Source organism: Magnetofaba australis IT-1 (assembly GCF_002109495.1).
GTDB lineage: Bacteria > Pseudomonadota > Magnetococcia > Magnetococcales > Magnetococcaceae > Magnetofaba > Magnetofaba australis.
In genome coordinates this window covers 549823-574972 of the sequence record NZ_LVJN01000018.1, presented here as the reverse complement: position 1 = coordinate 574972, position 25150 = coordinate 549823, and the positions used below count along the sequence as shown (strand labels likewise).

Genomic DNA, 25150 nt, shown 5'->3' with positions numbered 1-25150 from the left:
CTGCGCGGTTTTGTGCTTATGTTGCATCTTTCAGACGAATTGACGCGGAGGCGGCCATGACGCGCAGAGTGGTCATCACAGGGGTGGGTCTGGTGACCCCGTTGGGGGTTGGCAATCAAACGACCTGGCAGGGACTGATGGAGGGGCGCTCCGGCATCGGCCCGATCTCCCTGTTCGACGCCACTGAATACAGCGTGCGCATCGCCGGTGAAGTTCCCGACTTCAACGCCGAGGATTGGATTCCGAAAAAAGATGTGAAGAAGATGGATCGCTTCATTCACTTCGGCATGGCCGCCGCGCAGTTGGCCATGGAGGACTCTGGACTCGAAGTGACGGAAGAGAACGCCACCCGTATCGGCATCACCGTGGGCTCGGGCATCGGCGGCCTGGTGGCGATCCAGACCCAGGCACAGCAGATTCTGGAGAAGGGGCCGCGCCGCATCTCGCCTTTCTTCATCCCCAGCGCGCTGATCAATCTGATCTCCGGTCAGGTCTCCATCAAGTATGGCTTCAAGGGGCCCAACCACTCGGTGGTTACCGCCTGTTCCACCGGCGCACACGCCATTGGCGACGCCTTCCGCATGATTCAACGCAATGAGGCCGACGCCATGATGGCGGGCGGCGCCGAAGCGGCCATCTGCGAACTGGGCATCGGCGGTTTCGCCGCCGCCAAGGCGCTCTCCACCCGCAACGACGAGCCCGCCAAGGCGTCGCGTCCGTGGGATAAGGATCGTGACGGCTTTGTACAGGCCGACGGCTCTGGCATCGTTATTCTCGAAGAGCTGGAATCCGCGCAGAAACGCGGCGCCAAGATCTATGCGGAAGTGGTCGGCTACGGCATGTCCGGCGACGCCCACCACATCACCCAGCCCTCGCCCGGCGGCGAAGGGGCGGCGCGCTGCATGCGCGCGGCGCTGGCCGATGCGCAGCTCAATCCCGAGCAGATCGGCTATATCAACGCCCATGGCACCTCCACCCCGGCAGGGGACGTTGGCGAAACCATGGCGGTCAAATCGGTGTTCGGCGACTACGCCAAAAATGGCCTGATGGTCAGTTCCACCAAATCCATGACCGGCCACCTGTTGGGCGCGGCGGGCGGCGTAGAGGCGATCTTCACCGCCATGGCGCTGTCTGAAGGGGTGATCCCTCCCACCATCAATCTGGACAACCCGGATCCTGAGTGTGATCTGGACTACGTGCCGCACACCGCGCGTGAAGTCAAATTGGAAGCCGCTGTCTCCAACTCCTTCGGCTTTGGCGGCACCAACGCCACTCTGGTGCTGAAAAAAGCGCCTTGAAGCGCGGAATCGCGGTCATATCGGTATTCGCCATCGTTCTAGCGCTCTGGTGCTGGCATCGATATGACCGCTATATGCGCCACTCTCTGGATGAGCGCATCACTGTCACCATCCCCAAAGGGTGGGGCGCAGCGCAAACCGGCGCCGAACTGGCCCGTCGGGGTGTGGTGGAGTCGGCGTTGGGCTTCCGCTTGCAGGCGTGGCGCGCCCCGGAAGGGGTGATTCGCGCCGGCGAGTACCACTTTGAGCCCGGCGACGGTCCGCGCGAAGTGCTGGCCAAGCTCCACGCCGGCGAAGTGGTGCAGCATGCGTTTGGCTTCCCCGAAGGGTTGACGGTCGGCGATGTGATCCAGCGCATGCAGCAGGCGGGTTTTGACAATATCCAATCCGCCTTGGATGCGCCTGCGCTGCGCGCCATCATCCAGAGCCCTGCGGAGGCGAGCGGCTTGGCGGCGCTGGAGGGGTGGCTCTACCCCGACACCTATTTCTATACCTCCGGCACCCGCACGCTCAGTCTGTTTCGACGCATGGCCAATCGCATGCGTCATGTGCTCGATAGCGAGTGGCTGACGCGCCCGCCGACGCATCCATTGACCCGCTATGAGACGCTGATTCTAGCCTCCATCATCGAAAAAGAGACTGGACGCGCCGCCGAGCGACCGCTGATCTCCGGGGTGTTCCACAATCGGCTGAAGCGCGGCATGCGCCTACAGAGCGACCCCACCGTGATCTACGGCATCGAGAATTTTGACGGCAACATCACCCGCAAGCATCTGCGCGAAGCCACCCCCTACAACACCTATGTGATCCCGGCGCTGCCGCCTACGCCCATTGCCAACCCCGGGCGTGACGCCATCCATGCGGCGCTGCATCCCCAGGAAACCAAGGCGATTTTCTTCGTGGCCAAGGGCAACGGCTACCACGCCTTCTCCGAGACGCTGGCGCAACACAACCGCAATGTGCGCCGCTACCAACTGAAAAAGCGTAAAAAATCCCAATGAACGCTGCGCCGCACACGGCTCGCGGTCGCTTCATCACCTTTGAAGGCGGCGAAGGGGCGGGCAAGAGCACACAAATTCAACGTTTGGCCAGCCGTCTGGACGCCATGGGCGTCGCCACCTTGATCACCCGCGAACCCGGTGGATGCGACCTTGCCGAACAGATACGCGCGCTGCTGGTGCAGGGGGATCCCGGCGGCATGGAGCCGGTGACCGAGCTGTTTTTGGTGCTGGCGGCGCGGCGTCAACATGTGATGCGGGTGATTCAGCCCGCTTTGGAGGCCGGGAAGTGGGTGTTGTGTGATCGCTTTCACGACAGCACCCTGGCCTATCAAGGCGCTGGACGCAATCTGGCGGGGGCGCGCCTGGACAGCGCCGAGCAGTGGGCGCGGGATGATCTGACGCCGGATCTGACCCTGTTTCTGGATCTGCCCTCGGAGATTGGCCTGCAGCGCTCACGCGCCCGCGGCGACGCCGAACAGCGTTTCGAAAAGGAGCGTGAAACGTTCCATCACAGCGTCAGGGAAGCGTTCCGCCAGCGCGCGCTCAGCGAACCGGGGCGCATGCGGGTGGTGGACGCCAGCCTGAGCATCGATGCGCTATCCGAGCGCATCTGGGAGTTGACCGGCGATGTCCGCAACGCTGTATGACGCCATTGGCGGACACGCGCCGCAGTTGCGCCGTCTGCAAGCCGCCCAGGCCGCCGACCGACTGCCCCACGCCCTGTTGTTGAGCGGGCCGCCCAGCGTCGGTAAGCGCATGAGCGCCATCGCCCTGGCGCAGAGTCTCTTGTGTCATAACCCCCTGATGCGCGCCAATGATTGCGCCGTTGCCTGTGGCGTTTGCGCTGGCTGTCGCAAGGTGGCGGCGGACACCCACCCGGATTTCCGCCGGGTGGAAAAACAGGAGGGGCGTACGCAGATTCTGGTGGAGCAGGTGCGCGACTTGATCCACGATATCGCCCTGTCGCCGCTGGAGGGGGGTGGCGCATCGCCCTGGTGGATGACGCTGCGCAGATGAACGCCAGCGCCGCCAATGCGCTGCTCAAAACCCTGGAGGAGCCCCCTGCGCAGTCGCTGTTGATCCTCATCACCCAGCGCCCGGGACTGCTGCTGCCCACCATCCGCTCCCGCTGTCAGCAGGTGACCTTCTCCGCCCTGGAGCCTGCCGAGATTGACGCCATTTTGCACACCCATGGGGTGGAGGAGACGACTGTCCGCGCCAGCGCCGCAGCGGCGGCGCGCGGTCAAGTCCAGCGTGCGCTGGATCTGTGCGATGGCGACGCCCTGGCCAAACGCGAGGGCTTTATTCAGCAGTTACAGCGCCTGCCCGAGGCCTCTTTGGGCGCGGTGTGTCAGTTCGCCGAGCAATGGGCGGAGAAAAGCGCTTTTCCTATCGCCCTGGATACGCTTCAAGGATGGCTTGGCGATCGGATTCATGCTAACGTAACAGAAAAATTACAGGACCGGCGCGCAGACGAGTCCAACCCCCAAAATGTCCATGCCGCACGCTTGTGGTTGGCCCATTTACAGTGGTTTGAAAACATCAGCGCGCAGGCGACTGTTTACAATCTGAACAAACAGTTGACTCTGGAAACGATCTTGATCCGCACCGCCCGTGTTATGCGCCAGGCGTCGTGACGCATCGATCCAGCCAGAGGTGAGAACCGCACATCCATGAGCGAAACACCCATCACTCCGCCTTCATCAGAAGGCGGCGCTTCTGCTGCGCCGCCCCCGTCCAGCCAAGCCGGATCCAACCGAGCCGAGTCCAACTCGCCGTCTCAGAGTGGGCAGAAGCGCGGACGCAATGGCGGCGCGCGCAATGGTCCACACCGGGTTGTTGGCGTGAAGTTACAACGCTCCGGCGCCATTCATCGCGTGAAATCCCGCATCGCCAAGCTCAATTGCGGCGATGAAGTGCTGCTGGAGACCCGCGCTGGCGATGTCATCACCGGGGCCATCGACCATATTATCCCCGCTAGCGCAGAGGCCGCACAGCGCGCCGGTTTCGGCCACATTACGCGCATCATTCGCGTTGTGACCGACAAAGATCGCGATGCGCAGGAGACGCGCGAGCAGCGCGAACGCGACGCCAAGCGCGCCTGCCAAGTGATGATTCGGCAGAAGAAGCTGCCCATGAAGCTGGCCAAGGTGACCCTGCAGGGCGCCAACAAGGCGATCTTCCACTTCACCGCCGACGCCCGCGTGGATTTTCGTGAGCTGGTGCAGGAGCTCTCCAAAGAGCTGCAAATGCGCATTGAGATGCGTCAGGTGGGGGTGCGCGACGAAGCCAAAATGCTGGGCGGCATGGGCGCTTGCGGCCAATCTTTGTGCTGCGCGCAGCATCTGCAGAAGTTTCATCCCGTCTCCGTGCGCATGGCCAAGAACCAGGATCTGTCGCTCAATCCGGACGCCATCTCCGGCATCTGCGGACGCCTGATGTGTTGTCTGGCTTACGAGAACGATACCTATACAGAATTGCGCAAAGGACTGCCCAAGCCCAAGTCCCGCCTGTTTACCTCAGAGGGTCAAGAGGTCACGTTGCGCTGCGTTCACCCCATTGCGCGCACCGGCGAGGTGCAGGCGGTGGAGGGGGGCTGGCGCTCGCTGGTCTCCCTGGATGATCTGCTGCAAACGCGTCCAGGTCAGGAGGAGGCGGCAGCACAGCCCGCCATGGCGCAACAGGGCGATGAGACAACGGAAAAGGGTGAGGCGAGCGCGCCGAGCACGCGTAAAAGCGGCGGTGGTTCGCGCAGATCCAGTCGGGAAGAGGGTCGCGGCCCCCAACGACGCGGCGCCCGTGGGGCCAACAGTGCGTCCAACGATGCTGGTCTGTCATCTCAACAGAATAAGAGCGATGCCGTCGCCACGCAGAGCTCACAAGACGACCCCCAAAAGGGGGGCGATGAGGCCGCCAGCGGCGGCAAACGCAAAAGCCGTCGCCGTCGTGGACGCGGGCGCAATAAGAACGCGGATGCCGCGCAAAATCCCAGCAGCGCCGCTTCCAATCCCCCCAGCGAGCAAAACCCGACGAAGCAGCAAACGGCTCCCGCTGGCGGGGAACAGAATGCTCAACACCAGGCACAGAGTCCCAGTGGCGCGACCGATGCGCCGCGCAAACGGCGTCGTCGACGTCGTCGTAAAAGCGGCGGCGGCGGTGATGCATCCAATGGGACGCCGCCCAGCGGCGGTCAATCCGGGGCCTCAGGAGAGTAGTTCATGTTGCTGGCGGACAGTCATGCGCATCTGACATTTGATGCGTTCAGCGCAGATATTGAAGCGGTATTTGCCCGCGCCGAGGAGCGCGGCGTGCGTTACATCAATCTCATCGCCACCTCACTGGCGGAAACAGACGCCCTGTTGGCGCTGGCGGAGGGTCGCTCCGGCGTCACCGCCACCACCGGCGTGCATCCCCACAAAGCCGGTCTCGAACCAATTACTGTTGATCAGATTCGTCAGCGTTGTCAGGATCCGCGGGTTATCGCCATCGGCGAGACCGGTCTGGACTACTTCTACGACAAGGCCCCCCGTGAGGCGCAACAGGAGTCGTTTCGGCTGCACATCCGCGCCGCTGTGGCGGAGGGAATGCCCCTGGTGGTGCACACCCGCGATGCAGAGGAGGATACCCGCAAAATCCTGGAGGAGGAGGGCGCCGACCGCTGCGGCGGCGTGATTCACTGCTTCACCGGCAGTGAGGAGATGGCGCGTTGGGCGCTGGATTTCGGTTTTTCACTCTCTTTTTCCGGCATCATCTCCTTCCGCAACGCCGCCAATTTGCGTGAGATCGTCGCCTGGGCGCCATTGGATCGCATCCTCATTGAGACCGACTCGCCCTATCTGGCCCCAACGCCGCATCGTGGCGGACGCAATGAACCGGCCTATGTGGCGCGGGTGGCCGAGGTGATCGCCCAGGCGCGTGATATGGATGTGGAGGAGGTGGCGCTGGCCACCACGCGCAACTACCTGCGACTGTTCCGCATTACCGATGGATACGGCGCCCAGCAAGCGGTCTCCGATAAGGGGCTCCTGGCCTATCCTATTGGCGACAAGCTCTATTTGAACATCACCCAAGGCTGCACCCTCAAGTGCGCGTTTTGTCCCAAGTGGAGCAGCCCGCAGGTGCATGACTACGACCTGACGCTCAAGAGCGCGCCATCAGAAGAGGAGGTGGTCCGCGCCATGGGGGATTTGACGGCCTATTCCGAAGTGGTGTTCTGCGGCTATGGCGAGCCCACTTTGCGTCTGGGGGTGATGCTGGCGCTGGCGAAACGCATTCAGGAGATGGGCAAGCGGGTGCGTTTGAATACCGATGGACTGGCCAACCGGGTGTATGGCGAAGATGTCACCCCGCGCTTTGCCGGACTCATCGATTCAGTCTCCATTTCATTGAACGCTCAGGAGCAGGCGGTTTATGATCGCCATTGTCAGCCCGCTTTTGAAGATTCCTACGCTGCGGTGAAACAATTTATTTCGGCTGTGAAGCGCCATGTGCCCCATGTCACCGCCACCGCCATTGATGGTTTGGACGGCGTGGACATCGCGGCGTGTCAACGCATCGCGCAAGATGAGTTGGGAGTGGCGTTCCGAGCGCGCGATCTCGATAGAGTCGGATAGATTGGGAGGAACTGGCGTCAAACTTGCTCAATCCTTGGCGCATACCTCGTCAAGCAAGCCATTTGTCTGACGAAGGCGCAGATTTCATCAAGTTGACGCGCGCAACAACCGATAGTATATGCGCATGTGTCTGGTGCGGGAAAGCGTCAATTGGCGCAACCCTGCTTAGGCTTTCCAAACGGGATTGACGTCACGTGTCTTCGGGCAAAAGCAAAGGCAAGGGCTTCCTCAAAAGCTTGATCTCCGGCAAAGGGGACAAGCAGGAGGACGCCGCCGCAAAGCTCCTCAAAGAGGGCACGGTTGATGATGTCGAGAAGATCATCTCCATCATCATCAAGGCCATTGAGGACAATCTTCCCGTCCAATTGACCATTGGCGAACAGGATCCGTTTACCTATTACACCTATTTTGAGCGCGAACACGAGAACACGATCTATCTGAAAGAGGCGCGCTACGTTCTCATCGCTGCGCTTGACCCGCCCATCGGCAACATCAAGATCCGCAACGCCGTCTACGTGGATGCGCAGATGTTCACCGACACCACCTTGGTGAGAGCGCGCTTGCGCTTCCAGAAGGTGCGCGAATCGAAAATCATCCAGCTCAGCTTTCCCGCCAAACTGGAGCAGGAGCCGCAAAAACGCGCGGTCATTCGCGCCAAGATCGATCCAAAGTGGGCGCTGAATCTGGAGATTATTCGTCCCTCCGGGGTGAAGTTCGACGCCAAAGCGTATGACATTGGCACGGGCGGGCTCGCCTTCTATCCGGTGAAAAAGGATCTGCCGCGCATCACCGACGGCTCGCGCTCTGAAGTGGTGATTCACTGGCCCGAAGGCAAACCCATCCGCATCGACGCCATGCTCATTGGCGAGTTCTCCAAAGAGGGCTATACCGGCTACCGTTGCCGCTTCATGATTGGGAATTATGAATTGGCCAAACAGATTGAAGAGATGGTGGCGTGGGTGCAGCGGCAGACGTTGAAAAAACGCACCCGCCTGTTTAAGGACTAACCACCGCTTCGCCATCACGCCTGTGGCAAATAGGAAAAGGCCCGCCAGATTCATTCTGGCGGGCCTTTTCTTTGATTGTGCAACAGCACGCCAAGGGTTTGGCGATGGCCCGTCAGCATTGGCAGGCCAGGGGAGGGGCCTTACTTGATGCGCATCCCCGGCGCGGCGCCGTTATCCGGCGTCAGGATGTAGATGCCCGCGCCATCGCCTGCCGCCAGCACCATCCCTTCGGAGAGGCCAAAGCGCATTTTGCGCGGCTTAAGATTGGCCACCATCACCGTCAGGCGCCCCACCAGATCCTCCGGCGCATAGGCGGACTTGATGCCCGCAAACACGTTGCGCTTGCCCAGATCGCCCACGTCCAGGGTCATCTGAATCAGCTTGTCGGCGCCCTCCACATGATTGACCTCTTCAATGCGCGCCACGCGCAGATCCACCGCCATAAAGGCGTTGATGTCGATCTCATCGGCCAGCGGCTGGCCGCACGCTTCGGGGCGTTTGCTCTGCTCTTGTTCCGCCATTGTCTTGTCGTCCGTTTTGCTCTGGGTTGCGGTGGAATTCGACGCCGGGGCAGGGGAGGGGGACTCCTCTTTGGAAGCGGCCACCAGCGCATCCACGCGGTCCGTCTCCACCCGGGTCATCAGGTGTTTGAACTTCTTGATTTGGTGATTGCTCAGCGGTGTGGCGGCGTCGGCCCACACCAGCGGCTCGGCGTCCAGGAACGCCTCCACCTTGGCGGCCAATCCCGGCAGCACCGGTTTGAGATAGATGATCAAGCTACGGAACAGGTTCAGCGTGATGCTGCACACCCCGTGCAGCGCCTCGGCCTGTTCCGGGTCCTTGGCCATGGTCCACGGCGCGCGGCTCTCCACAAAGCGGTTGGCTTCGTCAGCCAGACGCATAATCGCCTGCATCGCCTTGGCGTACTCGCGGCTCTCATAGAGACCGGCGATCTCTTCTCCTGCAGCGGCAAATCGGGCAAACAGCCCCTCGTCATCCTGCGGGTAGGCGTCGGACAAACGACCCTCAAAGCGCTTGTGAATGAACCCGGCGGTGCGCGAGGCCAGATTCACCACCTTGCCCACCAGGTCGCTGTTCACCTTGGCGACAAAGTCCTCCAGACTGAGGTCGATATCGTCCACCCGCGCGGTGAGTTTGGAGGCGTAGTAGTAGCGCAGATATTCCGGGTTCAGAAACTCCAGATATTTGCGCGCATTGATGAAGGTGCCGCGGGATTTGGACATCTTCTGTCCGTCCACGGTCAAAAAGCCGTGGGCGAACACTGCGTTGGGGGTGCGAAAGCCTGCGCCATGCAGCATCGCCGGCCAGAACAGGGTGTGGAAGTAGAGAATATCCTTACCGATGAAGTGATACACCTCGGTTTCGTCTGCGCGGCGCCAGTAGGCGTCGAAATCGGCGCCAGTGCGCTCACAGAACTTCTGCGTGGAGGCCATGTAACCGATGGGCGCGTCCAACCACACATAGAAGTACTTGCCCGGCGCATCGGGAATCTCAAAGCCAAAGTACGGGCCGTCACGGGAGATGTCCCAGTCGCGCAGGCCCGCTTCAAACCATTCGCCCAGTTTGCGCGCCATCTCCGGCTGCAACGCGCCTGATGCGGTCCAATCCCGCAAAAATGCGTCGAAGTCGGCCAGTTTGAAGAAGTAGTGCTCAGACTCTTTCTCCACCGGGGCGGAGCCGCACACGGCGCAACGGGCCTCTTTGAGGTCGGTGGGCGAGTAGGTGGCGCTGCACACTTCGCAGCTGTCGCCATACTGATCCTCGGCGCCGCAGCTGGGACAGATGCCGCGAATGAAGCGATCCGGCAGAAACATGCCGTCATGTTCACAGTAGGCCTGACGCACCGTGTTGGTGTGGATGTGGCCGGCGTCGCGGTTCTTCAGATAGACCTCTTCGGAGAGCGTGCGATTCTCCGGTGAGTTGGTGGTGTAGTACTCGTCAAAACCGATGCCAAAGGCGCGGAAATCCGCCAGATGCTCGTCGTGCATGCGCGCCACCAGATCATCCGGCGAAACGCCTTCTTTTTGCGCGCGCAGCATGATGGGCGTGCCATGGGTGTCATCGGCGCAGACATAGACGCAGTCGCGTCCCATCAGTTTGTGGAATCGGGTCCAGATGTCGGTTTGCACGTATTCGACCAGATGGCCCAAATGGATGTGACCGTTGGCGTACGGCAAGGCGCTGGTGACCAGAATTCGGCGCATGGCGTCAGACTCTCATGGGATTTATGATGGCGTAATCGGGAACACTGGCCAGCCGATGACGTCAAATGAGTTGTAATGGCATTTGACATAACATCGTCTGCATTCAGATACACAGGCGCGCCAGTGTAGGACGCAAAGCGCCCCAGGGCAAGCCGCAGAAGGCCCTGGCGCCGCCCCTGGGCCCTAAAGACGCATAAGATGTATTATGTCAAATACGGTAATGCGGAATTCCATATCAGGGATCCCATTTGAAATCAGATAGATGGGGCTGTCACCCATCAAATCCTGCAAAACTCTTGCGCGGATGCTGGTGATAGACGCAGTTTTGTCTATAATGGTGTGGATCTTTTTTATCTTATCATCAGGTTGCCGCACACATTCTGGCGCTAGCCTGACGGATACCCCCATTTTCAGCCTGCTCGGCGCTTTGCTATTCGCCAAGGAGCCTCCGTGAACATGCAAGCCCAGGACGACTTCCTCAAACGGATTGAGAAACTCAACGAGATCGGCATTGCGCTGTCGTCGGAGAAGGACACCAATCGCCTGTTGGAGACCATTCTGCTTGGCGCCAAGGAGCTGACCAACGCCGACGCCGGAACCCTCTATAGCGCAACTGAAGATGGGCAACTCAAGTTCGAGATCATCCGCACCGACTCGCTGGGCATCGCCATGGGCGGCACCACCGGAGTGCCGATCAACTTCCCTACTCTGCCGCTGTATAAGAATGATCAGCCCAACTTGCAGATGATCGCCGCCTATGCGGCCATCAAAGGCGAAACGGTCAATGTGCCCGACGCCTATGAGGCCGAAGGCTTCGACTTCTCCGGCACCCGCGCATTCGACCAGAAGACCGGCTACCGCTCGCAGTCGTTCCTCACCGTGCCGTTGAAGAACCACGAAAACGACCTCATCGGCGTGCTGCAGCTGATCAACGCCAAAAATCTCGGCGACAATCAAATCCGCGCCTTCACCATCGAAGACCAACAGCTGGCCGAGTCCCTCGCCTCCCAGGCGGCCATCGCGCTCACCAACCAGCGTCTGATCAACGATCTGAAGAAACTCTTCGAAGCCTTCATCCAAGCCATCGCTAACGCGATTGACGACAAGTCCCCCTACACCGGCGGCCACTGCCACCGCGTGCCGGTGTTGGCGGAGATGTTGGCCGACGCCGCCAGTCGCTCCGATTACGGCGAACTGGCGGCCTTCAAGCTTACCGAAGAGCAGATGTACGAACTGAAGATCGCGGCCTGGTTGCACGACTGCGGCAAGGTCACTACGCCCACCGAGGTGGTGGACAAAGCCACCAAGCTGGAGACCATCTTCGACCGTGTGCATCTGGTGGATCACCGCTTTGAGGTGCTTAAACGCGACGCCAAAATCGCCATGTTGGAGGCCAAACTGGCCGCCATGCAGGGTGGCGACGCCGAACACGCTGCGCAACTGGAAGCCGAGTATAACGATAAGATCGCGCAACTGGATGACGACCGTGAATTCATCCGCACCGCCAATATTGGCGGCGAATTCATGTCCGATGAACACCAGGAGCGCGTGCGCGCCATCGCCAAGCACGCTTATGTGAATGAACAAGGCGAGGATGCGCCGTTCCTCTCTGATGACGAGGTCTACAACCTTAACATCGCCCGCGGCACCATCACCAAAGAGGAGCGTGAGATCATCAACCACCATGTGGTGGCCACCATCAAGATGCTCTCGGCGATCCCCTTCCCCAACCACCTCAAATGCGTGCCGGAGATTGCCGGCAATCACCATGAAACGCTCATCGGCACCGGCTATCCCAACGGCCTGACCAAAGATCAGATGTCGGTGCAGGCGCGCATTATGGCCATCGCCGACGTGTTTGAGGCGCTCACGGCGCGCGACCGTCCTTATAAAGAGGGCAAAACCCTCTCCCAGGCGCTCAAGATTCTCGGCTTCATGAAAAAGGACCAGCACGTCGACGCCGATCTGTTTCAAGTCTTCATCGATGACAAAGTGTTCCTGCGCTATGCCGAAGAGTATCTGGATCCGAAACAGATCGACGATGTCGATCCCGCCAAGATCCCTGGCTACGACGTCGGCGCTTGACCCCGGACCGGAACGAATCAATTGCTCTCAGGCGCGCCTGAACCCAGGCGCGCAGGATACGGGATTTGACATAATTCAGTTTCAGCCAGGAGAGAGGCATGGTGATTTCCCCCGCGCGGCGCTATCTGATTCGGCATATTCTGAGTGCGGCGATACTCACCCTGTTCTTGATGAACTCTTCTGGGCTGCTGCATCTGGCGCCGGTGGCCCATCTGGAGAACTTCCTCTATGATGCTCGCCTGAACGCCACTCTCCCCAACGAGATCGATCCGCGCATTGTCATTGTCGATATTGACGAGCGCAGCCTCAAGGAGCTGGGCCAATGGCCCTGGTCCCGCGATAAGCTGGCGCGTCTGGTCAATACGCTGTTCGACCATTACGGCATTGCCGCCATGGGCTTCGACGTAGTCTTCGCCGAGGCCGACAACAGCGATGCGCTGCCAGTATTGGATCAATTAGCGGCCACCAACCTCAAAGATGACTCCGCCTTCCAGCAGACTTATCAACAAGTCCGCGTCAGTTTGGACAATGACGCGAAATTCGCCGATGCGCTGCGCGATCGTCCGGTGGTGATGGGGTACTATTTCAAACCGTATAACGACGACTCCCATGTGGGCGTACTGCCCCCCTCCTACCTGCCCATGGCGGCTCTCACCGAGGCGGAGTCGCTGCTCATTACGCCGGTCAAAGCGCGCAGCTATGGCGCCAATCTGCAAAAACTGCAGGTGGCCGCCTACACCGGCGGATTCTTCGACAATCCCCTGGTGGATGACGATGGCGTGTTTCGCCGCGTGCCGGTGCTACAGGAGTATAACAACGAACTCTACACCTCGCTGGCGCTCTCTTTAGTACATACCGTGTTGGGCAGTCCGCCGCTGGCCATGGGCGAAGGGATGCTCTCCATCGGCGAGTTGGATATCCCGGTGGATAGCAATATGGCGGTGCTGACGCCATTTCTGGGCACACAAGGGAGCTTCCCATATATCTCCGTGGCCGACGTGTTATCGCACAAAACGCCTGTTGAGCAGTTGGAATCCACCATCGTGCTCCTGGGCGCCACAGCGCCAGGTCTGTTGGATTTGCGCTCCACGCCGGTGCAGAACGTCTACCCTGGGGTGGAGATTCACGCCAATATCATCAGCGGCATCCTTGATGGCCGCATCCGCTCTGAACCGCCGATTCTGGTGATGTTCGAGTTGGGCGTATTGGCGCTCTTGGGGCTCCTGCTGACTTTCACTCTGCCACGCGTCTCCCCAATGCTCACCAGCGTGCTGTGTGTCGTGCTGTTGCTGCTGGCGGGGGCAGGCAATCTCTATCTGTGGAGTCAGGGGGTGGTGGCGCCGCTGGCCAATACGGTGCTGCTCATCGTCACCATGTTCATGCTGCACATGTCTTTGGGGTTCTTCCTGGAGAGCCAAGGCAAACGTCAGATTTCCAAGGTGTTCGGGCAGTATATTCCACCCGAGTTGGTGGATGAGATGAATGAGTCCGGGCAGGAGTTCTCCATCGGCGGCGAGAGCCGGGAGATGTCCGTGCTGTTCTCCGACGTGCGTGGTTTCACCACCATCTCTGAAGGGTTAAAGCCCGATGAGTTGACGCAGTTGATGAACGCCTTCCTCACCCCCATGACCAGGGTGATTCATGAAAATCGCGGCACCATTGACAAATATATGGGCGACGCCATCATGGCGTTTTGGGGCGCGCCGATTCAGGATGACCAGCACGCCGAACACGCTCTGCAATCAGCCTTCAAAATGATCGAAGGGATGCGCAAGCTCTCCGAGGAGTTCAAGACCAAGGGGTGGCCCGAACTGAAGATTGGCGTGGGCATCAACACCGGCCCCATGAACGTGGGCAACATGGGCTCGGAGTTTCGCATGGCCTATACGGTGTTGGGCGATGCGGTGAATCTAGGCTCGCGCCTGGAGGGGCTGACCAAACAGTACGGCGTGGAGATCATCATCGGCGAAACCACTGAGGCCCATGTGCGCGATGTGGCATTGTGTCGGGATCTGGATCGGGTGCGAGTGAAGGGTAAGGCCGAACCGGTGACCATCTATGAGCCGGTCGGATTTAAAAAGGAGTTGGAGAGCGCGCGCGCCGCCGAGGTGGAGAGTTACCACGCCGCCCTGGCGCTCTACCGCGAGCAGCAGTGGGATGCGGCCCAGAGCGCGTTTGAACAACTCAGCGAGCAGGAATCCAACCGTCTGATCTACAAAGTCTACTTGGAGCGCATCGCGCTATTCCGCGACACCCCCCCGGGCGAAGATTGGGATGGGGTGTTCACCCACACCAGCAAATGACTCGATCCTCTGTGGGGGAGAACTTACGCCGCCTCAATCACCACCTGGGCGATAGCGTAGCGACGCTCATCGCTTAAGCTGAGGTGAATGCGCGTCTCTCCCCTCCCCGCCCCCTGCGACAGCGCTTGCAGGCGCGCCAGAGTGGGGCCGCTCAATTGCGTCACCGGCTTACCCTGAGCGTCGTTGAGCACCTCGATATCAGTAAACCACAGACCATCGCGAAAGCCGCTGCCCAGCGCCTTGACCAGCGCCTCCTTGGCGGCGAAGCGTTTGGCGTAGCAGGCCATGGCCCCGCGCGCGCGCTGCGCGCAAACGGCGCGCTCGGCGGGGGTGAAAAGACGCGCCAGAAAGCGTTCTCCGTGGCGCTGCACCGCCTGCTCCAGTCGCGCAATCTCCAGCATATCCACACCGATGCCTAGGATCATGCCGCCACGCCCTACTGCGCCGCCTCGCGCATGAGCGCCTTCATGCGCCGCACTGACTCCTCCATGCCCCACATCAGCGAGCGCGCCACAATGGCGTGACCAATGTTGAGCTCCTGCATGCTGGGAATGGCGGCGATGGGCTGCACGGTGTGGTAGTCCAACCCATGCCCGGCGTGGACGATGATGCCTTGCGCATGGGCCTGGTGCGCAGCGATTTGAATCGCCGCCAACTCCTTCTCCCGCGTCTCGGCGGTTTCGGCGTCGGCATAGCGTCCGGTGTGCAGTTCGATCACCGGCGCCCCGGCGGCGTAGGCGGCGGAGATCTGCTCCAACTCCGGGTCAATGAACAGCGAGACGCGAATCCCCCCCGACAACAGGCGCTGGGTCACATCGCGAATGCGCTCCAACTGCCCGGCCACATTCAACCCGCCTTCGGTGGTCAGCTCGGCGCGCTTTTCCGGCACGATGCAGCAGTCGGCAGGGCGATATTTGAGGGCGATTTCGCACATCTCGTCGGTGGCCGCCATCTCCAGATTGATGCGGGTGCGCAGCGAGCGGGTCAGACGCGCCAGATCCTCCTCCTGGATATGCCGACGATCCTCACGAAGGTGGATGGTGATGCCGTCGGCGCCGCCGCGTTCGGCGGCCTGCCCGGCCTCGACGATATCGGGATTGCGTCCGCCGCGCGCCTGTCGGACTGTGGCCACGTGATCGATATTGACGCCCAGTTGAATCATGGTGAACACCTCGTTGCAGCGCGCGCGGAACCAAGGATTGGCGGAATTACTCGCGTCGTTGCGCCGCGTTGGGATTGACGGTATCGAGCAAGCGTTCGCGCGCATCCTCCGCATCGGTTTCCGAATCCGGCGCATTGGGATTGCTGTGCAGAATATCGCGAATAATCCCCGGCGCAATGGCGGACATGGGTTTCAGACGCACTTTCGGATCGCGCAGCGGACCGGTGACGCCAAACTGCGTCTCTAACACCGCATCGCGCTCCCCGGCCACCAGCTTGCCCAGCAACGGCACTTTGGAGACGATGGCGTCCAAGGTCTGCAGCGGTCGCGCGCCCACCAGCAGATTCAGACGATCCTCACTGATGTTGGCTTCGCCACTGACGACGATCTTCAGCGACGGGCCGGTCAACGTAACTCCCTGGTCGCTGAACAGCGCGCCGTCGCTTAGGCGCAGGCCGCCGGAAAGCGTTTCGAAATAGAAGCCGTTGCTCTCCAGATCGGGCCGATCCCCCATCAACAGATTGGGCAGCTTTTGCAACGAGAACAGCCCCAATAGAGAGCTTAGAGAGGAGACCTGACGCAGCGACCCTTTGGTGATCAGCAGATCGCCTTGTCCGCTCAGAGAGTCAAACAACGGCGCGCCAAGGGGGCGCTCTCCCTCCAGTTTAAACTCCAATTGGGCCTCGTCCTCCTGTAGAGAGTCGCTCAGTCCCAAGGCGTCGAGGAGTTGTCCCAGATTGCCGCTGGTGAAGAAGAGATCTCCCGTATAGGGCCCGTTGGCCCACTGTTCTTTCCAGGCGAACGAACCACGCAACATGGCGGACGCATCATCCAGCGAGAAAGAGGCGCGCGGCAGAGATAAGCGATTCTCCCGCAACTCGCCCTGGGCCTCCAGATCCCGCGCGCGCTTGTCATTGGCCAGAATGGTCTCATCGGCGACGATGTGCAGCGTGATCTCCGGCGGCGGCTTGGCGGCAATGGCGGACTTGGCCGGACGCGACGCTGACGACGCTGATGAACTGGTTGGCGCGTTTGAAGTGGAGTCGCCAAGCGTGCGCGTGAGCCAATGGGACAGATCCAAGACACGCCAATCCATATTCACCGCGATGCGCTGAGGAGCATACGCTTTATCCAGCGCCGCCTGGATGCTCAGCGCGCCATTATTACGGCCATATTTGAGTTTATCCAGCAGCAGTCCACCGCGATTGCGCCCATAGGCCCAGTCCGCCGAACCGGAGAACGCCAGCGATCCCACCTGACCCTTCAGCCGCGCCAGAGTCACTTTCTCGCCGGTTACGTCCAACGCGCCATCAAACGACCAGGAGGCGGGCTCGCCACGCGGTTTGTAGAGCAGATGTTTGCCCGCAATGCTGAGCCCATCCAGATTGAAACTGCCGGAGATGGCGTAATCCTTCTGCTTGGGACGTTTGCGCAGGGAGAGTCGGGCGGGGATGGAGCCGGTGAGCGCCCCTTTGCCCGGTTGCAGCGCTGGCGCCAGCCAGTCGCGCAGCTCATCGGTAATGAAATGGGTGGCCAGATTGACGCTCAGGTCGGTGGCGCCGGGATTCTGATAAGCGTCGGCGGTCAGGTCCAGCGCCAGCGCGCGATTCTTATACAGCGCGCTGCTGTCGCTCAGCGTCATGCTCTGATTATCCGCATGCAGCAAACCGGTGACGCGCTGTAGCGGCGCATCGAGAAAATTGGGCCGAATATCGGCTTGATCGATACGCAGCGACACATCGTACTGAGCGTCATCCAAGCGGTTGACCGGCAGCGTGAGCAGAAACTTCATCTCCCCTTGGCCGGAGAAATCGCTGCCATTGAGAGCGACGCGTTTGTCCCATCTCAATTTGGGGTTGGCGATCACCTCGCGCCACACGCCGCCGATATCCGCGCGGCAGCGCGCATCCACCTCCACGGTCTGATCGCCATTGAGAATATGGGGAATGCGCACCACCCCGCGCACCCGTTTGCTACTGCCCCAATCCGCATGCTTCACTTCGGCGGTCATCACCTGTTTATCGAAGGTGAGGATCACTTCGGCGTCGCCAATGGGCGGCAGGCCGGGGAAGTAGCTCACATCCACATTATGGATCATGCCCTGGATGCGGAAGATCTCCTGCTTGGGGTTGGCCGAGGGACGATGAAAGGGAATACGGTCGACCGGCCCGCGAATGCGCGCGGTGGCGTGGGAGACGCCGCCTTTTTTCAGACGCGTATCCAGCCAGTTGACCAGATTCGGGTTCATGTAGGTGACCGGATAGAAGCGGTTGACGATGCCGGTGGGCGCGCCGCCCGCCGTGGCGGTCAGGTCCAATATCGGCGCGCTCTTAAGCCCGAGCCCGCTGACGCTGAACAGCCCCTTGGCGAACAGATCGCCATCGCCGCGATAGCGGAAGGCGTCGGCGCGCAGGCTCCAGCCCTTTCCCGGGGCGTCCTGTTGCGCTGTGCCGCGCGCGCGCAACTGTTGAATAGGAAACGGCCAACGAAAGGTGGGTTTCCAAGTGAGCGAACCGGTTCCAATACGCGCCTCCCACTGCGCGTTCCAGGGCTCGCCACCGCCCAAAGCCAATGAGGCGGCCACATCCAGCGGCGCGTGCAACTCCCGAAGGGGGGGGATCTGCGCCACATAGGGCGCCATATGGGCCACCCGCGCCCCGCCCACCGCCGCCTGCAGTCGCCAGCGCCCGGAGGTGGCGCGTTCGGCGCGGCCACTGATCTGGATGGGGCGGAGCGATTCATCGCCGCTGGCGGGCATCCAGGTGACGCCATCCATCTCCGCCACCGGCTTGGGGCTGAGGGGGTTCCAGACTTTGATCGCCCGCAGTTGCATCTGCGCGGTAAAGGGAGCGTCCGGCTCGCCAGTGATAAAGGCGTCGGACCACGCCATGACCCCGGACTCCACCCGCACGATGGCCACCGCCAATCGGTTGAGCCACTCATTGACCCAGCTTTCGCCCAGATAGGGCTCCACCTGCGCCGCCGCCCCTTCGGCGCGCCACACCGCCAGCGGCAGATTGCCCACCCAGACATTGCCCAGCTCGCTGCGCGCCACATTAAAGCGCGGCTCCACCAGGGTCAGCTCCAAAGGGATGTGTCGTGGATTGGAGAGCCACGAGCGCGGCGCCAATCGCAGGGTGGCCAAACGCACCCGCGCCACCGGCTCCGCGCCCGCCTGGGGGTGAGTCAGCGTCAATCCGTGGGCCTGTAGCGTCAACAAGGATGGTCCCAAAGCCAGTTTCAGACGACCGATCTCGGCATGAAAACCGGTGGCCGCTTCCAGCCAGGTGACGATTTCATCCTTGTACTCGTTGATTTGCGGTGGAAAATAGGTCAACCACATCACCACGCCAAAGATTGTCAGCAGCGGGATATACACCGCCACGCGCACAATCCAGCGCACGCCGCGCCAGAGCGCGCGTCGCTTTTTGGTGTCCGGTGGTGAGGGGGGCTGTGGCGACATATATCCGTGGGCGCGACCGGCCAAACCTTTGATCAATCGAGTCAAAATAGGAGCTGAACATGGCGCAAAACGACACCACGCCGCTCATCGACAAGCAGCGCCAGGAGGCGCTGTGCGCCGCGTTCGACCTGGACAATGGGGCTTGGGATGAGATTCGTCAACTGGCCATGCAAACCGCGCGCCCACAAGCGCCCTATGAAGAGATGGAGAGAGTGGCGGCGCACAACGACGTCGACGCACCCCAGCGCGCCGCGCTGTTGCGCGGATTGCGCGATCCCCACTGGCGGCGACTGATCGTCATCGGCGTAGGCAACAGCCACTTTCTGGCCGGCATCGTGCGGCGCTGGCCGGACTTCATCCCGCAATTGATGGACGCCCCCTTCCCGCCCGATCCCGACCAGTTGCGCCGCGATATTCTTGAGGACGTGCTGGCGACCAAGGATCGAGCCGAAGCGGAAAAGCGTCTGCGCATCCACAAGCATCGGCTGTTTTTCGCCGTGGGCGCGCGGGAGTTGGCCGGCCACATTCTGCTGGAGCAGACCACCGAAACCCTCAGCCTGCTGGCGGAGATCTGCCTGGAGGCGTGTTATCAGTGGTTGCGCCGCGACTTGGCGGCGATCCACGGCGAGCCCATGAGCCGTCAGGAGGATGGCTCTGAAGCGCCGTCGCGATTCGTCATTCTGGGCATGGGCAAATTCGGCGCGCGGGAGCTCAATTTCTCCTCGGATATCGACCTGATCTACCTGCACGACGTCAATGACGGTCAAACCACCGGCCCGCGCCAGATCGCCATTAAGCAGTTCTTCATCAAACTGGGACGGGAGTTGATGAAGATGATGCACACCCCCTCCGCCGAAGGGTTCGTGTTCCGCACCGATCTGCGTCTGCGCCCCGAGGGCGAGAGCGGCGACCTCTCCATCCCGCTGCTGTCGGCGGAAACCTACTATGAATCGTGGGGCCAGACCTGGGAGCGCGCCGCCATGATCAAGGCGCGTCCGGTAGCCGGGGATATCGCCATGGGCGAGGCCTTCCTGACCTCCCTGCGCCCGTTCGTCTATCGCCGCTATCTGGACTACAGCGCGCTGGAGTCCATCCGCGAGATGAAGCATAAGATCGACCGCAAGGTCAACAACGCCGAAGGCTATGGGCGCAACGTCAAACTGGGGTTTGGCGGTATTCGTGAAATCGAGTTCTTCGCCCAGAGCCAGCAGTTGATCCACGGCGGCAAGATCCCTGAGTTGCGCACCCGCGAGACCATCACCGCCCTGCGGCTGCTGCGTGAGCACGGCTTTCTCGACTACGAGCGCTGCGAAACGCTGTGCGCCAACTACCGCTTTTTGCGCACGGTGGAGCACCGCATTCAGATTGAGCGCGAACAGCAGACCCACAATCTGCCCACAGATGATGACACCCAGGAGTGGGAGGCGCTCAGTCGCCGCATGGGCATGGATCTGGCGACATTCCGCGCAAAACTGGACAGCGTGCGCAAGCAGGTGCACGGCATCTATCAGGAGCTGTTCTTCGGCGGCCACGAGAGCGCCGAGGAAGCGGCCCTGGGTGAGCGCGCCGAAGAGTTGATGCGCTGCAATATCGACTCGCCGCGCTGTGATGAACTGCTCATCGCCGCCGGGGTGGAGGATCTGGCCGCCGGACGCGACTTCCTCACCCTGCTGCGGGAAGGACCGCGCCGCAGCGCCCTGACCGAAACCGACCAACTCTGGTTCGACAAGCTGGCGCCCCGGGTATTGGATGCGGTGCTGGACGCCGCCGACCCTGACCTGGCCATCACCCACGCCGCCGAATTCCTCGAGCAGTTGATCTTCCACCCCCACTATCTGGCGCTGCTGGTGGAGAGCCCGGGGGTGTTGAATCTGCTCATCCCCATCTTCGGCGCCTCGCCGCTGCTGTCGCGCTTCTTCATTCGCACCCCGGCGCTGATGGATCGGCTGGTGAGTCAGGAGTTTCTCGCCGGGTACCAGGGCCAGAGCCGTCTGCGTCAGGAGCTCACCGGGATGCTGACGCAGGTGGATGACGCCGAGACCCGCCATGAGCTGATCCGCAGCTTCAAGAACACCGAAGTGCTGCGCCTGGGGATCCGCGATCTGGGGGGCCTGGCGGATCTCTCCGAGACCATGGCGGGACTGTCGGCCATCGCCACCATCTCCCTGGAGCAGGTGTTCAATGACGCCTGGCGTGAGCTGGCCGAACGCCACGGCGCGCCCATGATGACCAACGCCGATGGGGAACGGGTGCGCGCCCGCTTCGCCATTCTCGCCATGGGCAAGCTGGGCGGCGACGAACTCAACTACAGCTCCGACCTGGACCTGATCTTTCTGCACACCAGCAGCGGCGAGCAATCCTGGACCGATGGCGAGCGCTCGGTGAGCAACAACCAGTTTTTCGCCAAGCTGGGACAGCGCATCATCCACGGCATCACCGCGCTGACCCGCGGCGGCCGCCTGTATGAACTGGATATGCGTCTGCGCCCCTCGGGCAACTCCGGCCCCATCGTCAGCGCCTGGGACTCTTTCAAGCAGTATCAATTGAATGAGGCGTGGACCTGGGAGCATCAGGCCCTCACCCGCGCCCGGGTGGTGGTGGGCGACGCCGATACCGCGCGTCTGGTCGGCCAGTTCATCCACGACGTCATCGCCCAACCGCGCGACCTGGCGACGCTACGCGACGATGTCCACGCCATGCGCGAGCGCATCTATCAGGAGAAGAAGCCCCCTGAGAGTGTCATTGACATCAAACAAGCGCGCGGCGGCGTGGTGGATGTGGAGTTTCTGATTCAATATCTGATCCTCGGCCACGCCCACACCCACCCCAATGTGATCCACCGCAACGCCTCGCGGGCGCTCACCGCCATCTACCGCGCGGGGCTGCTGGATCAAACCGAGTGGGAGAGCCTGGAGAACGCCTATCGCTTCTTCCGCTTGATCGAAAACCGCCTGCGCCTGCTGCACGACCGTTCGGAGAACCGCATCGCCCGCGATGATGCGCGGGTGCAGGCGCGGCTGGCGCGGCTGTGCAATCTGGAGGATGGCCAGGAGGTGATCACGCTGCTGGAGGCGCATATGGCGCGGGTGCGCCCCCTGTATGAAAAGCATTTGTTGCCCGCGCAATAGCATCACGGCGCAGGGCGCTTTTCTTGGCGCCGGTTTTCCGCTACCATGATCGGCCAGCCTGGATGAATCCGGTTCGTAAGGAGCCGCTTTACAACGACGCACGGCTTGCGCATCCAGGCGCGCAGGGGCGTCATATCAAGAGCAAAAACCAATGTGGGATCGTGACGGCAAGATCTGGATGGATGGCGAAATGGTGGACTGGCGCGATGCGAAAGTCCATGTGCTCACCCATACCCTGCACTACGGCCTGGGGGTATTCGAAGGGGTGCGCTGCTATGAAACCGCCACCGGTCCAGCCATCTTCCGTCTGCAGGAGCACACCGACCGCCTGTTCAACTCGGCGCACATTCTCAACATGTCTCCCACCTGGAGCCGTGATGAGATCATGCAGGCGCATATCGACATCGTCAAAGCCAACGGCTTGAAATCCTGCTACATCCGCCCGCTGTTCTACTACGGGGCCGAGAGCATGGGGATCAATCCGGCGCCGCTCAAGACCCACGGCATGATCGCCGCCTGGGAGTGGGGCGCCTATTTGGGTAAGGATGGCATGGAGAATGGCATCCGCATCAAAACCTCCTCGTTTACCCGCCATCACCCCAACGTGGTGATGACCCGGGCCAAGGCGGTGGGCAACTACCCCAACTCGATTCTGGCCAAATCCGAGGCGCTGGCCTGCGGCTTCGACGAAGCCCTGCTGCTGGACACCGAAGGCTACGTGGCCGAAGGCTCGGGGGAGAACGTGTTTATCATCAACGGCAAAACCGTGATGACCCCGCCGCTGGACTCCGCCCTGGACGGCATCACCCGCAACACGGTGATCATGGTGCTCAAGGAGTTGGGGCTGGAGGTGGTGGAGCAGCGTTTCCCCCGCGATGCGGTGTGGATCGCCGATGAGGCGTTCTTCACCGGCACCGCAGCCGAGGTGACCCCCATCCGCGAACTGGATGGCCGCACCATCGGCAAAGGAACCGCCGGGCCCATCACCAAAGAGGTGCAGAAACTCTACTTCGACGTGGTGCACGGGCGCTATCCCAAGCATCACGAGTGGCTGACGCCGGTTAAATAACCGGTTTTTACAGGGATCAACAACGGGCTTGCCGGCGACGGCAGGCCCGTTTTGTCGTATCGGGAGCAATGACAGATGGCTAGCTATCAATACATCTACACCATGCAGCGGGTCACCAAAACGGTGGGCCCGCAGAAGACCGCCATTCTCAAGGACATCACCCTCGCCTTCCTGCCCGGCGCCAAGATCGGCGTACTGGGTCTGAACGGTTCGGGTAAGTCCACCCTCATGCGCATCATGGCGGGGATCGACACCGAGATCGGCGGCGACGCCAAGCCCGCTGATGGCGTCAAGGTGGGCTATCTGTCCCAGGAGCCGGAGCTGGATCCCGACAAAGGGGTGCGCGGCAATGTGGAAGAGGGCGTGGCCGAGGTCAAGGCGCTGGTGGATCGCTTCAATGAGGTGAGCGCCAAGTTCGCCGAAGAGATGACCGACGATGAGATGAACGCGCTCATCGCCGAACAGGGCGAGCTGCAGGAGGAGATCGACCGCCTCGACGCCTGGGATCTGGACCGTAAACTGGAGATCGCCGCCGACGCTCTGCGCCTGCCGCCGTGGGACGCTGACATCAGCAAGTTGTCTGGTGGTGAGAAGCGCCGCGTGGCGCTGTGCCGTCTGCTGCTCTCCCAGCCCGACATGCTGCTGCTGGACGAGCCCACCAACCACCTGGACGCCGAGTCGGTGGCGTGGCTGGAGCGCTTCCTGGATGAGTACCCCGGCACCGTGGTGGCGGTGACCCACGATCGCTACTTCCTGGATAATGTCGCCGGTTGGATTTTGGAGCTGGACCGCGGCGCGGGCATCCCCTGGAAGGGCAACTACTCCTCCTGGCTGGAGCAGAAGGAGGCGCGTCTGGCGCAGGAGAAGAAAGAGGACGAGTCCCGCCGCAAGCGCCTCGGCGCCGAGTTGGAGTGGGTGCGCTCCTCGCCCAAAGCGCGTCAGGCCAAGAGCAAGGCGCGTCTGGCCGCCTACGAGGAGTTGGCCAGCCAGCATCGTGAAAAGCGCAAAGACACCCAGTCCCTGTTCATTCCGCCGGGGCCGCGTCTGGGCGATGTGGTGATCGAAGCCAAGGGTCTGAGCAAAGGCTTTGGCGAGCGCCTGCTGATGGAGGACCTGAACTTCATGATCCCCAAAGGGGGCATTCTGGGCATCATCGGCGCCAACGGCAGTGGTAAGACCACCTTCCTGCGCATGCTCACCGGACAGGAGAAACCTGATGCGGGGGAGATGATCCTCGGCGAAACCGTGAAGCTCACCTATGTGGACCAGTCCCGCGATGCGCTGGACGGCGACAAAACCGTGTGGGAGGAGATCTCCGGCGATCAGGACATCGTCACCCTGGGTGATCGCGAGATCAACTCCCGCGCCTATGTGAGCTGGTTCAACTTCAAGGGCGGCGATCAGCAGAAGAAAGTGAAGTTCCTCTCCGGCGGTGAGCGCAACCGTCTGCACCTGGCCAAACTGGTGCAGGAGAACGGCAACCTGTTGCTGCTGGACGAACCCACCAACGATCTGGATGTGGAGACCCTGCAGGCGCTGGAGACGGCGCTGTTGGAGTTCCCGGGCAGCGCCGTGGTGGTGTCCCATGACCGTTGGTTCCTGGATCGTATCTGTACGCACATTCTGGCGTTCGAGGGCGAGTCACAGGTGGTGTTCTGTGAGGGTAACTATCAGGACTACCATGCGGATTTGAAGAAACGTCTGGGCGATGCGGCCGATCAGCCCCACCGCATCAAGTACAAGCGTCTGGCCCACTGACGCGACCGTCCGGCGACCGTGTTGCACGGTCGCCGGAC

Annotated in this window: 15 protein-coding genes and 1 pseudogene; 12 read left to right on the top strand and 4 right to left on the bottom strand. The window is 61.5% G+C overall.

From position 1 onward, the window contains the following. Window positions 1-56: 56 nt before the first annotated feature. The 7 genes and pseudogenes from fabF to MAIT1_RS08580 all read left to right on the top strand — a co-directional run bounded on the left by fabF (window position 57) and on the right by MAIT1_RS08580 (window position 7919). Window positions 57-1298: a beta-ketoacyl-ACP synthase II gene (gene fabF, locus MAIT1_RS08615; RefSeq protein WP_085441869.1), complete on the top strand. Its 1242-nt coding sequence runs from the start codon at window positions 57-59 to the stop codon at window positions 1296-1298. After that, entirely contained in the window at window positions 1295-2299 is a 1005-nt protein-coding gene (mltG, locus tag MAIT1_RS08610) for an endolytic transglycosylase MltG (protein ID WP_158089395.1), read from the top strand. Before fabF ends, mltG begins: the two co-directional genes overlap by 4 nt. Beyond that, window positions 2296-2946, top strand: a complete 651-nt coding sequence (tmk, locus tag MAIT1_RS08605) for a dTMP kinase (RefSeq protein ID WP_085441867.1) — start codon at window positions 2296-2298, stop codon at window positions 2944-2946. The genes mltG and tmk overlap by 4 nt, the downstream gene beginning before the upstream one ends. Next, window positions 2927-3936 (top strand): annotated as a pseudogene (holB, locus tag MAIT1_RS22640) (DNA polymerase III subunit delta'). Before tmk ends, holB begins: the two are co-directional and overlap by 20 nt. A 36-nt stretch (window positions 3937-3972) precedes the next feature. Continuing rightward, on the top strand, window positions 3973-5514 hold the full coding sequence (locus MAIT1_RS08590) for a PSP1 domain-containing protein (RefSeq protein ID WP_085441864.1): 1542 nt from the start codon (window positions 3973-3975) through the stop codon (window positions 5512-5514). A 3-nt stretch (window positions 5515-5517) separates the two neighbouring features. Further along, window positions 5518-6912: a TatD family hydrolase gene (locus MAIT1_RS08585; protein WP_085441863.1), complete on the top strand. Its 1395-nt coding sequence runs from the start codon at window positions 5518-5520 to the stop codon at window positions 6910-6912. A gap of 194 nt (window positions 6913-7106) precedes the next feature. Then, complete coding sequence (locus tag MAIT1_RS08580; protein WP_085441862.1) at window positions 7107-7919, top strand: PilZ domain-containing protein; 813 nt, start codon at window positions 7107-7109, stop codon at window positions 7917-7919. A 140-nt stretch (window positions 7920-8059) separates the two neighbouring features. Here the strand turns inward: MAIT1_RS08580 and metG are convergent, their stop codons facing one another. Continuing rightward, entirely contained in the window at window positions 8060-10144 is a 2085-nt protein-coding gene (gene metG, locus MAIT1_RS08575) for a methionine--tRNA ligase (protein ID WP_085441861.1), read from the bottom strand. A 456-nt stretch (window positions 10145-10600) separates the two neighbouring features. On the opposite strand from metG, the gene MAIT1_RS08565 reads away from it, so the two are divergent. Both MAIT1_RS08565 and MAIT1_RS08560 read left to right on the top strand, forming a co-directional pair. Beyond that, window positions 10601-12229: an HD family phosphohydrolase gene (locus tag MAIT1_RS08565; protein ID WP_085441859.1), complete on the top strand. Its 1629-nt coding sequence runs from the start codon at window positions 10601-10603 to the stop codon at window positions 12227-12229. A gap of 98 nt (window positions 12230-12327) precedes the next feature. Further along, on the top strand, window positions 12328-14532 hold the full coding sequence (locus tag MAIT1_RS08560; RefSeq protein ID WP_085441858.1) for a CHASE2 domain-containing protein: 2205 nt from the start codon (window positions 12328-12330) through the stop codon (window positions 14530-14532). Between the two features lie 23 nt (window positions 14533-14555). Here MAIT1_RS08560 and acpS read toward each other — a convergent pair whose 3' ends face one another. The 3 genes from acpS to MAIT1_RS08545 are packed head-to-tail and all read right to left on the bottom strand — an operon-like array spanning window position 14556 to window position 19157. Continuing rightward, window positions 14556-14957, bottom strand: coding sequence for a holo-ACP synthase (gene acpS / locus MAIT1_RS08555; RefSeq protein WP_085441857.1), 402 nt, complete (start codon window positions 14955-14957; stop codon window positions 14556-14558). An 11-nt stretch (window positions 14958-14968) separates the two neighbouring features. Then, the gene (gene pdxJ, locus MAIT1_RS08550; protein WP_085442033.1) at window positions 14969-15694 is read right to left on the bottom strand and encodes a pyridoxine 5'-phosphate synthase; all 726 of its coding nucleotides are present in this window, start codon (window positions 15692-15694) and stop codon (window positions 14969-14971) included. Between the two features lie 46 nt (window positions 15695-15740). Next, window positions 15741-19157 carry a YhdP family protein gene (locus MAIT1_RS08545; RefSeq protein ID WP_143814734.1) on the bottom strand — a complete coding sequence of 1139 codons (3417 nt, stop codon included), beginning with the start codon at window positions 19155-19157 and terminating at the stop codon, window positions 15741-15743. Between the two features lie 59 nt (window positions 19158-19216). On the opposite strand from MAIT1_RS08545, the gene glnE reads away from it, so the two are divergent. From glnE to ettA, 3 genes are all read left to right on the top strand, one after another. Next, complete coding sequence (gene glnE / locus MAIT1_RS08540; protein WP_085441855.1) at window positions 19217-22285, top strand: bifunctional [glutamate--ammonia ligase]-adenylyl-L-tyrosine phosphorylase/[glutamate--ammonia-ligase] adenylyltransferase; 3069 nt, start codon at window positions 19217-19219, stop codon at window positions 22283-22285. Between the two features lie 151 nt (window positions 22286-22436). Beyond that, window positions 22437-23354: a branched-chain amino acid transaminase gene (locus MAIT1_RS08535; protein ID WP_085441854.1), complete on the top strand. Its 918-nt coding sequence runs from the start codon at window positions 22437-22439 to the stop codon at window positions 23352-23354. 75 nt (window positions 23355-23429) lie between these two features. Further along, complete coding sequence (gene ettA / locus MAIT1_RS08530; protein ID WP_085441853.1) at window positions 23430-25112, top strand: energy-dependent translational throttle protein EttA; 1683 nt, start codon at window positions 23430-23432, stop codon at window positions 25110-25112. Window positions 25113-25150: the final 38 nt, after the last annotated feature.